Genomic DNA, 12,739 nt, shown 5'->3' with positions numbered 1-12,739 from the left:
CTCCTCACAATTATGAATCGATTTCTAAGAGTGGTCGATAATTCTCGTTTAATGTCAAGGCATCGATTTCTTCCTTGATATTAAACACCATTCCATTAAAAATCAAAAATAAGCCTGAAAGCATACTTAGTTGCATATAGCGCGGATCATATAAGACAATCAACATTGGAAATCCTGCCATAAATACGATATAGATAGACCCAATGATTGCAAAACGAAATATCAATTTTCCGAGATAACGACTAGTATCTTCTCCAGGATAGATATTATAAATATATTCTCCAGATTTTTTCATTCTCTCAGCAATTTCTTCACTATTCATATTTACAAATGCAAACGCAATTCCTAATATAAATAAAACAGCAATATAAGTGAAGACCCAAATTGGCTGACCAATTGCAAAGCGGCTAATCCACTCTCCAATCCACGATTCTTTCGGCAAAACCATTTGAAGAAGCAACAAGCTATATTGTGGGATGGATACCAAGGACATGGCATACATAAAGGGCATTCCTCCAGCTGGATTCAGCAAAATATCCAAATAAGAATAACGTTTAAAGCGATTGTGGATCATAATCTTATTTACCAGAATTCGATAACGAGCTCTCTGAACTCTAACTGCAATCGCTAAAAATACCATTGAGAGCATCAAAAGAGCCACAATCAATAAGGGGCCAACTTCTAACTCCTTGATGCTTTTTAAGATGTTTTGTGGCATACTTGACACCATACTTGACATCAAGATAACTAGAGACCCTCCGACACCAAACAAAGAATTCAAATCCGATAACCAGACTAAGAAAAAGGTGCCCGCAATCAAGAGTAGAACATTCATGGTCAAGACTAGCCCATAATTCACCCCTGACTGAATAGGGAGATTTAGAGTAATGGCTAGTGCTTGGATTAAAGCAATGACAAACGTTAATATCATTTTTCGTCGATCTTGAACTTCAAGTGGTAAACTACCCAGACCAAGTTTTTTAGACATGCTAAACATTTGCCATAAAATCATCGCCGACATCCATGGAGACAGTCCAACTGAAAATAGGGAAAGACTCCGAAGATTTCCACCTGTTATAGACGTAGAAAAGGCTAAGAAAGCTGCAGTTCCACCCAAAAAACTCGTGTCATTAACGTTTACAAAGGGAAGGGTCAATCTACTTCCTAGAACGTAAATGAATAAGAAAGAAATCGTCCACATAACCCGTTTCACGACAACTGATGTTAATTTTTTCTTCAAATGTTTCTCCTACTTTATTCGAGTGATGATACTCTTCAAAAATCAAATTCAAACCACGTCAGCTTCGCCTTACCGTACTTAGAGTACAGCCTTCGGCTAGCTTCCTAGTTTGCTCTTTGATTTTCATTGAGTATGAGATATTCTGATGAACATAGCTAAATCTATAAATTGATCTTTTGCTAACAATGGCATTCCCTCATCCTAATGGATGAGGGAAATCCATAACGATTCTATTCTAAACATCCAAAACCTGCATCACTGCATCAATCAATAATTTTTTTGTAAAGTAGCCTTGTTTCAAGGCATAACTAACTTTGTATACATTTTCAACCATCTGTTGATAAGTTTCTGCTGTCGTTCCCTCTACAAGACGACTGGCTTCTTCCAAACTATCTACTACATAACCTAAGCCTTTTTCCTTTATGAAACTGGCATTTGAGAGATAGGATGGTACTACTACTGGAATTCCTGCTGCAAGATAAGTGCTGACTTTATGAGAGATATTCAATCGATAATAGTCTGCCTCATCAGCTGGATTTTCACTTGTTCCCCATACTAAGCCAAATCCACCCTCTGACAAAGCAAAAAGCAACTCTGGATCTGTTTTCCACCCTTTAAAGGAAACACTTGGATTATGATTCTCCTGATTAGACTCGGAAAAAATATCGAGTGGGGTTGAGTAAGCCCAGTTGGATAAGTGTTCAAAACGTTCTACACTACCCGCAAAAGATAGTTTTTTCTGAAAAGCAGGCTGTCTCAAAGGATAGTCGTGAACATGGTCCCACATTCCTTGGATCATAATTTTTTGAACCGTTAAACCTTCCTGAATCAGGCGTTCTTTCATTTTCTCTGATGGAACAACTACTAGATCTGATTGGTTGTACATTTCAATGTACTCAGGCATCAAGTAATAGTTAGATGGAAACATAAGGGGAGGGACATCATGGATAAAGGTAATGATTTTCGTATTTAAAATCTTACATTTTCTAATAAAAGCCTGATCATACTCTCTACCATTCCATGTAGGAGATTGATAAACAACGATATCCCCATAACCCAGCTTAGCTAAAACGCCATCTAAACGGCTATTCAACTCACCCTGACTATCACTATAGATATTGTAAAAGTAAAAGCTAAGCTCGTGAAAGTCTAACTTTTTTGCAATTTTAACGGTCTCATTCTGGGCGATCAAGGCTGTACTTTGACCAGACATACCGTAAATATTTGTAATATTAATTTTCATTTTGAATCTCTAATTTAGTATTTTTAAAATAAACCACTCACAGACTTAAAGTTCCTTCAAAAAATCGACCATAGCCTGAGGATTATCCTGAGGAAATACTTGATCTACATGATAAGGATTGGCCACATTATCAAACGCTAAAATTGTTTTCTTAGCTTCTTGCACCCATTCTAAAACATCAGGAAATTTAAACTCATGATTGATATCCAGATAAACATCACATTCTTCAATCATTTTCCTGCACATCCACCTCATAACAGTTGGATGCAACTTAATGTTCTCATAACTGGCTAGACTTCTGAGAATTTCTCCCATATCCGTAAAAGTTAAAATATGAAGATCATACTCAGGTAAATGTTTAATGAGATAATGAATTTGTTCTAATTGCTGACTACCTGTAATGATCAATGCTTGATATTTAGCTTTTTTCACGACAAGTTCTTCTTGACTATTTATTTGAGACCACTCTAGTTGATTATATTTCCACCAAACTTCACGTAGGCGACCTACCGAATAAGTATTCCAAGGTTTATCAGCAGACAAATAATGAATAATCGCTGGTAATGGAGTCAAAGGCAATTCAAAAATAAAATATTGCCCCCTACTATCAGCCAACTGATCATATCCAATCTGAAAATTATAGGTGTCATCTAATAATACATAATTTTCTCCCATCACTAGATTGAGAACTGTTTGATCAGCTTCAAGTAAGTGTTCATGTTCTCTTTCAGTAATGTTAATGAGTTCCTGCTGGATTCCCTTATCCTTCCAATATGCATTATTGATCAGTAACACTCCTGCATTAAATCTGTCTTCTAAACCATATATGATTTTTGCAGCAGCTAGAGGTTTATTGGTTAAATCAATAGAAAATAGATCTGTCAAATCACGTGTAACTACTAAGTCACAATCTAAATATAAAACAATATCTTCTGACACAAAACTCGGTATAAAATAACGAGCAAAGGTCATAAAGTTTATGTGCTGTCCAACAGGTGGTAGGCTCCAATTTCGCATATTACCTCCAAACAGCTTGATATCAACTATCTCACTATTTCGGTATGCCATTTTTTCCCTGACGGAGACAAACCACTCTTGGGGAATATCCTGATTAAAAATATAAACCTTGACATCACTATTGTGATAGCAAATAGATTTTAAGGTAGTTTCGATTTGACGAATATAACCGTAATCTCCTGCTAACACAAATACTTTTTTATTCATTCACTACTCCTTGACTATAGCTTCACGATGATAGATGCATCATAAGCCGCATCGACAACTAGCTGAATTTCTTGATCAAAATTATGCTCTGCGGTATGCTTGTGTGAGAATTTTACTTTTGAAGTTGCTCCCATCTTAAACCACTCATATTCGGAATCAATATGACCTAAATCAATCGCTTGTATGCCTTTTTTGCTTAAGTGATACGCTAAAACCTTTGCTGTAGGTCCAAGCATCAAGAATACTAGTTTACCATCTGCGTGATTTTCAATCACTTCTTGAATATCCTTAACCTTACTGTAGGCATTTCTAGAAGGGCAGATGATACGCTCAACAGACTGAGCATTGTCAAAAAGGTCATTACCAACTCCTGAACGTGAGTTTTCACCTTCGACGATCAAGATGTCTCGTTTATCCCAAAGTTTCTTTAATTTTTCAAAGTGGGCTACCGAAGCAGACTTATCTTTGAGGTCCATATAAGGGCGAGATATAAAAGTAGAACCATAGAAACTTGCTGTACAAAATCTATGATAGGCTTCTTTATAATGCTCTAAATGCTTTTGCCAAAAGTTGACAGCTTCGGGATTGTAGCGTTCCAATCCTTCAAAAACATCTGAAAGACAAACCAGCAATTCTGGAGAGCTTTCCAGTTGGATCATACTTCTAAGCTGTTCTGCCAATGTCTCATCATAGTCTTGATAAGGAATCCCATGTCCCATCATAATATCCATTTCCCCATCTCCATAACGAATGACAGAAGAATGGTGCTCCAGTATATAATCAAGACTCTGCTGGATATCCAGTACCTTTGGGTAGGATTGCAGCTTTTTTACAGGCAACTCTCCATTTTGACAGTAGGCTTCAATAGCTCGAACCATCTCCTCAGGATGTGCTTGGTCATAAAGAAACTGACCTTGTTCTCCATGGGCTACACTTTCAAATGCAAATACTGGTTTTCCTGCTTGTCGGAAACGGCCAATGATCCCATCAACTTCGGATTCAGCATTGATATCCAGTAAGAAGTCACAGCCTTCAACCAAGCTATCAATCAAAGGTGGTTGTCCTGCAATATCTGATAAGACAGAGACATTTGGGTGGGCCAGTAAAGCTGTAATACTATCCGCCACCATAACGGGAGCTGCTACATAAAACTTGACATCTGGTAAATTTTCAATCAAGTAACCCATATTTCTCAAGTCACTTGAGAAGGTATAGACTAGGGCTGAATGTTGAACCCCTGTGTATTGACTCACCTGATCTTTTGTCAGACAAGGCGTCATCTGACTCATGTCTGACCACTCTTGAGCGTTATAATACCACCAAACATCTCGATAGATGGAGCGTTCATACAATCCCCATGGTTTTCTCTCTGTCAAATAATGAATAATCGGTGGATAAGTCCCAGGTTCTGGTCGATAATCTGAGAAATGTGTGTGCAAGGTAATGCAGTTATATTTAAAGTCCAAAGCCAACCAACGGTCTTTAAATAAGAGATTCAAAATACTTTGATCATCTTGAGCAACCTTATCATGCAACTCATTAGTCATTTCAATCAGTTGTTTGCGAACTTCTTCTTGCTTCCAAAGGCGATTATTGATGAGCAAGACACCTGCGTTGAATCCATGCTCATTAAAATATACTTGAGCCCCCAGATCCTTGACTGCTGCCAAAGGATAGTCTCCTAATTCAACATCAAATAGAGGACTTAAGTCTCTTGTGACAACCAAGTCACAGTCTAGATATAAAACTTTATCTTCCTCAACAAAATCTGAGATAAAATAACGCAAAAATGTTGCATAGTGAATATTGGTCTTGTATTGGCTAATATGAGAACTATTGACACGGGCATTGACGATTTCACAGTCTAACTTCGTCAACTTACGATTGAGATTGAAAAACCATTCTGTCGGAAAATCGCTGTTAATCAGATAAAAACGAAGTCCTCGATTATGACAGCAGATGGATTTGATTGTCGTTAATACCTTATCTGCATATTGATAATTGGCCCCTAGTACAATTGCCTTCATGTCCATTTTATCTTTCTTTAACTCTTTAATTACTTCTATCATTGACTGGGGAGACTGAGACGAAACTACTGTTTTTTTCAATTGATTTTTGTTGGTCATATCAAAAGTCAATACTGGTCTGCCCGCACTGGTATAGCGATTGACGATAAAGCCCATCGGACTCCCTTTATGGATATCCAGATAGGCGTCTGACTTCTCAATCATTTCATCAATCACTGCCCCAACCATGCTAGGATAGAGATGCACATTTGGATATTTGTCCAAAGCCATTAGAATTGGCCCCATATCTGTATAGGCTCCGATATGGAATCCAACATCAGGAAGAGCTTGAGCTAGTTCTTCAATATACAGAAAATCCTGCGAATCTGTGAATGTAAATAGATTGACATTATGAAGGTCATAAACTCTCTTGATGGTAAAACGTCCTGCATAGTGGTCAGCAATCTGTTCATAACTAACATTCCTAAATGCCCACCATAAGTCTCGATAACGATAGCCCATCAAAGTGGACCATGGTTTTCGATAGGTCGTATAATGGATGATCAAAGGTTCTTTATCCAACTCAAAGTGTGAATCCCAATGGCTATAAAAAGCAATGACATCATGACCAACTTGAAGGTTAAAATGCTTATCCAACTCTAGCCAATGATTCTGGAAGACTAAATTGAAAATGGTTTGATCCCCATTGAAACCTTCTGTAGTCGTCTGCTCCAGGTAGGACATATACTCCACTGTCTTATCAAACAACAAGGAGGTAATATCTTTTTCTCTCCACTTTTGACAATCAATGACCAGCATCCCTGAGTTAAATCCATTGCCATCAGCATCCCTAACTGCCGCTACAGAGTAGTCACCCAAATCTAAGTCAAAGAGTGGACTCAAATCTCCATGCACAATAATATCACTATCTAAATAGACTACTCTATCTTCTGTAATCAGTTGTGGAATTAAGTATCGAGCATAAGCTATGGGGGAGATATGCGCTTGGGTTTTCCACTCTGGATCAATCACATCACCGATAAAAATATCCTCTACAAGACTGCCTAACCTTTCCACTTGAATCTTGACTTCATGGAACCAATCGCTAGGGATATTCTGATGTAGAATGTAAATCTTAACCTGTTGATTATAATACAAAATAGACTTTATCATCGTAAGTATTGGGGTAAGATATTGTTTATCCCCAGCAAGTATAATTGCCTTCATATGAATCCTTTTATCTCTATTTTAAAAACTAACTTAATTATTCTAAGTCTTTCAGGTAATTCTGATTATAACGGTTTACATCTTATGACTTATCTCTAATAAATATAACAGTTCTTCAATCCACCTCAATGTATCAGTTGAACTTTCCATTCCTACACTTTCTAATAAAATATATTTTGAATATTTCAAATGTTCGATAAAATTCTCTATATATTTTCCTATATTAAAATTTTTAACAGCAAGAAAAGTAATAAATTTTAACCGTTGTTCTACATCACTACGAATTTTTTCTGGTGTAAAATATCTTGCGGCATTCATATCTGTACGATAATTATAACTATCTCTATTGATATAAACAATTTTTTGAACAATTAAGTATAATTTAAACCAAAATTCCATATCTTCACAAAAACTAGTACTATTATTAAAACGAATACATCCGATACTATCCTTACGAACCAATTTACAACTTGCAAAGCCATAAGACGAATCAAAAACATTTAAATCTATCAATTCATTAATCAATTCATCATTTTTAAAAACGCGCTTTTCGTATCCTCTTTGAAAAGAATGCAGATACCAACAATTCTCTTTAGTATTAAATTGCTTATAAGTAGATACAGATATATCGGCTTTTTCTTGAACAATAATAGAATATAACACTTCTAAATAATCTGGTTCTACCCAATCATCAGAGTCAACAAAAGTAATGTACACCCCCTCCGAACGTTCAATTCCTAAGTTTCGAGCTGATGATACCCCACCATTTTCTTTCTCAAAATAGCGAAAACGAGAATCTTTAGCTACATATTCTCTACAAATCTCTGCCGAATTGTCTGGAGATCCATCATTGATTAATAAACACTCAAAATTTTTATAGGTTTGATTTTGAATGCTATCTAAACACATTCTCAAGTAGTTCTCAACATTATAGATGGGAACTATAACACTAATCAATTCATTTTCCATTCAATTCTTCCCCTAAAAATTTCCGAATAGCTTCTACCATCTTGTCTGGTTCAGCTGATGAAAATACGCGACTTCTTCCACTTGAATCATGACTGGTATTGTCAAAGGTAAAAATCGGTTTATCTCGTTTCTGAACTTCCTCGATAATATTGGCAATCTCACCTTCGTGATTGATATCTAGGTAAAAGTCCATCTTATCCAACGTTTCTTTCATGTTAAAAGGGTTAAAATTTGGAAAAAGTGACAGATTCAGATGTGATTGAAAGTCAACGACAAAGGGAGCAAAGTTTGTATGCGCCAAGATCGTAAAGTGGACTTCTGGAAGTTCAGATAGAAGATATTCCAAGGACTCCATTGCAGCACTATTTGTAAAAATACAAGTATGATATAAAGGAGCACCTACTAGCTCCCCAAAAGATCGTTTGGTGATGTCTGAGCTTAACAATACGTCGTTCCAGTTCAATCCATAATAAAACCACCATATCTTACGAAAACGCGTTAAGCTCAAGTGAGTCCAAGGTTTGTGTTCTGCAGTATAATGGATAATCTTTGGTTCATGATTTCCATAATAGTTAGATTTGTACCAGTCAGTATTTCCTTTTAAATGTAAAAACTGATCCAAGCCAACCATGAAATTATACTCTTTATCCAAATGAAGCCACTGATCACCAAAATACATATTGAGAACACCTTGATCCCCATAGACATGTTCATGGTGTTGGGCTGTCAACTCTAGTAGACTTTGTGTTGAATTTTTTTCTCGCCATTTTTTTGCATCAATCAACATCACACCTGAATTAAAAGTTGTTAACCAACCTTCGTGATTAAAATCTTGAACAGCTGCGATAGCGTAGCCCTGTAAATCTAAGGTGAATAAGTCATCTAAATTTGCATTAACAATCGTATCCGAGTCTAAATAGAGAACCCTGTCTTCTTGTACTTCATCTGCTATGAAATACCTAAAGAAAGCAGCATAGGACAGGATTGCATTTGGCAAGTGGAAATCTCGAAGATTATGAGCTGTTTTTTTGACATTGACAATCTCAGACCCAATAACCTTCAGACGATTTCTCATCAATAAAAACCATTCGCTAGGTAGATCATCATTAAACACATAAAATTTCACTTCATGATTATGAACCGATACTGACTTTATCACGGTTTCTACCTTATCAAGGTAATGAAGATCAGCTCCAAGAGCTATCGCTTTTTGATACAATTTCATTCCTTTTCTCCACTGTCAATTTTTTCTAGTTGGTGACGAATGGCCACCACCATATTTTCTTTATCTTCTAGGCTAAACACTTGTACTCCTTCAGCAGTTCGATGGACTACTGTGTCAAACGCAAATATCGGCTTCCCGATTGCCAAAGCGCGCTCGACAATATTATCTACCTCACTCCAATTGTTGATATCTAGATAGACATCCGCCAACTCTAAAATGCGATCTGAAACCTCTCTCGATTGGCAATATTCATATAGTTGAAAATTACTAAATCTGGAAAAGCTTCTTAAAAAATCTGAAACATTCGTTGGTGCCGCAACATGAAAATCAACTTCAGGTAAACTAGCTAGCAAATACTCCAAACCTTCCAACTGATCTGAGTAAGTATAAACAAAGGCATGGAATTTGGCAATATTCTTGGGCTTAATCGTTAATGTTTCACTATGAGTGACGATTGAATTACTAGGAATATCCTGGTGGATGAGACAATTAGCACCTATGATGACATTATCACCAATAGTAACTCCTCTAAGAATAACGGTATTGGCACCAATCCAACAATCCCGACCAATACGAACAGGAGCGCCGCTCATTGCAGTTTTAAACACATGATAGTTATTGAATTGATGATTCGAATCAAAAATTCGTACTCCATCCCCAAACATTGTATCATGACCAATGGTGATTTCTTCAGTACAGCGGATTGAACAATGGTCATTAAAAAAGACCCTATTTCCTACTTTCAAATTCGCACCACTTGAAACTTCAATACTTGCAAACGACCGAATTGTGATATCTGCTCCCAAATCAAGACGAGCATCTGGTGACACTTCAACATGATGAAAATCTCCAATTAACTGTACTGCATTTCTAAAATCCATACCTTATTCTCGATTCTTTCATTTTATATCATTTGTTGACCAAAAACATTGTTCTCATTGTTTTAGAGCAATTGATTGTTGATAACCTAATTCTCCTATAATCTTCATGTGATAGCAAATCAAGCATCTCTATATAATACATCCATTTTTAGATGCAAAAATCTACTATATATTATACCATTTTTGCACACTTTCATAAAGTGAGATAAAGCTCATAACCTTATTTTTTCTAGCTCTAGACAATAAATATTGAATTTCAACTGATTTATACTCAATTAAAATCAAAGTGCACTTTTTTGTTAACATGTTACTTAAGAAATATCGTAGCTTGGAGATTAACCAACTAATTAATGAACCTTACTCTATTCTAGGAAAACAATGAAAGAGTTTCTAACAAAACTATGATATATGTATTTTGGAGGTGGAAATTTCTGCTCTTTTTTATAGTGGATTGAACCTAGAATAGTACGCTACAGATTTTAAAACATTATTAGAAATTGATTTGAATTTCCTAATCTCTTTGTTCACAACTTATTTCAATCTACTATATTTTAAACGAGTCTTACGAATCAACAAAACTCCAACCAGCTAATACTCACTTCCTATAGACAAAAACCTCCAAGAATTTTACAATCCTTGGAGGTTTTCTCATAGCTTACCTAGTCTTTTAGCAACTTTATAAAACAAGGCTTACTCTTCATCATCGCGCTTACGACGTTTAGCTACTAATCCTAATCCTGTTAGACCTGCTACAACTCCTAGGAGTAGATTTGTAGCCGATGTTGCTGTTCCAGTATTTGGAAGTTGCTTACGTGTCTTAGTTGTATCAGTTTGAGGAGCTTGACTAGTCGAATGAATCATAGATGCGCTTGTGCTTGCTGACTCTGACGCACTTGTTGATGCCGACTCAGAAGCTGATGTGCTTGCTGATTCAGAAGCGCTTGTGCTTGCTGATTCAGAGGCGCTTGTTGACGCTGACTCTGAGGCACTTGTTGAGGCTGATTCAGAAGCTGATGTACTTGCTGATTCTGACGCGCTTGTGCTTGCTGACTCTGACGCGCTTGTGCTTGCTGATTCTGATGCGCTTGTGCTTGCTGACTCAGAAGCTGATGTACTTGCTGATGTACTTGCGCTCGTTGAAGCAGATGTACTTGCTGACGTACTTGCACTGGTTGAAGCGGACGTGCTTGCTGACGTGCTTGCGCTCGTTGAGGCTGATGTACTTGCTGACGTGCTTGCACTGGTTGAAGCCGATGTGCTTGCCGATGTACTTGCACTTGTTGAAGCAGATGTACTTGCTGAGGTGCTTGCGCTCGTTGAGGCTGACGTACTTGCTGACGTACTTGCACTGGTTGAGGCTGATGTACTTGCTGACGTACTTGCACTTGTTGAGGCTGACGTACTTGCTGATGTACTTGCGCTCGTTGACGCCGATGTACTTGCTGACGTACTTGCGCTCGTTGAAGCGGATGTACTTGCGGACGTACTTGCACTTGTTGAAGCGGACGTACTTGCTGATGTGCTTGCGCTCGTTGAGGCCGACGTACTTGCGGATGTGCTTGCACTTGTTGAGGCCGACGTACTTGCTGACGTACTTGCGCTTGTTGAAGCGGACGTGCTAGCCGACGTACTTGCGCTTGTTGAAGCTGATGTACTTGCGGATGTGCTTGCACTTGTTGAGGCTGACGTGCTCGCTGACGTGCTTGCACTTGTTGAGGCTGACGTACTTGCTGACGTGCTTGCACTTGTTGAGGCTGACGTGCTAGCCGATGTGCTTGCGCTCGTTGAAGCCGACGTACTTGCTGAGGTGCTTGCGCTCGTTGACGCCGACGTGCTAGCCGATGTACTTGCGCTTGTTGAAGCAGATGTACTTGCTGACGTACTTGCACTTGTTGAAGCAGATGTACTTGCTGACGTACTTGCGCTCGTTGAAGCCGATGTGCTTGCTGATGTACTTGCGCTCGTTGAGGCTGACGTACTTGCTGACGTGCTTGCGCTCGTTGAGGCTGATGTACTTGCTGACGTGCTTGCACTGGTTGAAGCCGATGTGCTTGCCGATGTACTTGCACTTGTTGAAGCAGATGTACTTGCTGAGGTGCTTGCGCTCGTTGAGGCTGACGTACTTGCTGACGTGCTTGCACTTGTTGAAGCGGATGTACTTGCTGAGGTGCTTGCGCTCGTTGATGCTGACGTACTTGCCGATGTGCTTGCACTTGTTGAGGCTGACGTGCTTGCACTTGTTGAAGCGGATGTACTTGCTGAGGTGCTTGCGCTTGTTGACGCTGACGTGCTTGCTGACGTACTTGCACTTGTTGAAGCTGACGTGCTTGCTGACGTACTTGCGCTCGTTGATGCAGATGTACTTGCACTTGTTGAAGCTGATGTGCTAGCCGACGTACTTGCGCTCGTTGACGCTGACGTGCTTGCTGATGTGCTTGCACTTGTTGAAGCTGACGTGCTAGCCGACGTACTTGCGCTCGTTGACGCTGAGGTACTTGCTGATGTACTTGCGCTTGTTGAGGCTGATGTACTTGCTGATGTACTTGCGCTTGTTGAGGCTGACGTGCTTGCTGATGTACTTGCGCTCGTTGAAGCTGACGTGCTTGCTGACGTACTTGCGCTCGTTGATGCTGACGTGCTTGCTGACGTACTTGCACTTGCTGAAGCTGACGTGCTTGCTGACGTACTTGCGCTCGTTGATGCAGATGTACTTGCTGATGTGCT

8 protein-coding genes are annotated in these 12,739 nt (G+C 38.6%); all 8 read right to left on the bottom strand.

Annotated features, from left to right (window positions below):
• Positions 1-10 precede the first annotated feature (10 nt).
• Positions 11-1,240 (bottom strand): accessory Sec system protein translocase subunit SecY2, encoded by a 1,230-nt coding sequence (gene secY2, locus ADF68_RS03655; protein WP_080979377.1) that lies wholly within the window; start codon positions 1,238-1,240, stop codon positions 11-13.
• Between the two features lie 235 nt (positions 1,241-1,475).
• A complete protein-coding gene (locus tag ADF68_RS03650) occupies positions 1,476-2,483 on the bottom strand; it encodes a sugar transferase (protein ID WP_049548678.1) in 1,008 nt (335 codons plus the stop codon).
• A 45-nt stretch (positions 2,484-2,528) separates the two neighbouring features.
• Complete coding sequence (locus ADF68_RS03645) at positions 2,529-3,707, bottom strand: glycosyltransferase family 8 protein (RefSeq protein WP_049539548.1); 1,179 nt, start codon at positions 3,705-3,707, stop codon at positions 2,529-2,531.
• A 14-nt stretch (positions 3,708-3,721) separates the two neighbouring features.
• The gene (locus tag ADF68_RS03640; protein ID WP_049548677.1) at positions 3,722-6,940 is read right to left on the bottom strand and encodes an SP_1767 family glycosyltransferase; all 3,219 of its coding nucleotides are present in this window, start codon (positions 6,938-6,940) and stop codon (positions 3,722-3,724) included.
• A gap of 75 nt (positions 6,941-7,015) precedes the next feature.
• A complete protein-coding gene (locus ADF68_RS03635; RefSeq protein ID WP_049539552.1) occupies positions 7,016-7,909 on the bottom strand; it encodes a glycosyltransferase family 2 protein in 894 nt (297 codons plus the stop codon).
• Positions 7,899-9,128, bottom strand: coding sequence for a glycosyltransferase family 8 protein (locus ADF68_RS03630; protein WP_080979379.1), 1,230 nt, complete (start codon positions 9,126-9,128; stop codon positions 7,899-7,901). Before ADF68_RS03630 ends, ADF68_RS03635 begins: the two co-directional genes overlap by 11 nt.
• A 2-nt stretch (positions 9,129-9,130) precedes the next feature.
• Entirely contained in the window at positions 9,131-10,015 is an 885-nt protein-coding gene (locus tag ADF68_RS03625) for an acyltransferase (protein ID WP_049539555.1), read from the bottom strand.
• Between the two features lie 690 nt (positions 10,016-10,705).
• The coding region (locus tag ADF68_RS11735; RefSeq protein ID WP_049548703.1) for an LPXTG cell wall anchor domain-containing protein at positions 10,706-12,739 on the bottom strand (2,034 nt) is incomplete at its 5' end.

Source organism: Streptococcus pseudopneumoniae, assembly GCF_001068775.1.
Lineage (GTDB): Bacteria > Bacillota > Bacilli > Lactobacillales > Streptococcaceae > Streptococcus > Streptococcus pseudopneumoniae_N.
The sequence above is the reverse complement of the archived record's forward strand: the minus strand, read 5'-3'. Positions and strand labels throughout refer to the sequence as shown.

Excerpts from the sequence above, each read along its gene's own strand:
- ADF68_RS03645 (WP_049539548.1), bottom strand. The coding sequence starts at position 3,707 with ATGAATAAAAAAGTATTTGTGTTAGCAGGAGATTACGGTTATATTCGT.
- ADF68_RS03650 (WP_049548678.1), bottom strand. The coding sequence starts at position 2,483 with ATGAAAATTAATATTACAAATATTTACGGTATGTCTGGTCAAAGTACA.
- ADF68_RS03640 (WP_049548677.1), bottom strand. The coding sequence starts at position 6,940 with ATGAAGGCAATTATACTTGCTGGGGATAAACAATATCTTACCCCAATA.
- ADF68_RS03625 (WP_049539555.1), bottom strand. The coding sequence starts at position 10,015 with ATGGATTTTAGAAATGCAGTACAGTTAATTGGAGATTTTCATCATGTT.
- ADF68_RS03635 (WP_049539552.1), bottom strand. The coding sequence starts at position 7,909 with ATGGAAAATGAATTGATTAGTGTTATAGTTCCCATCTATAATGTTGAG.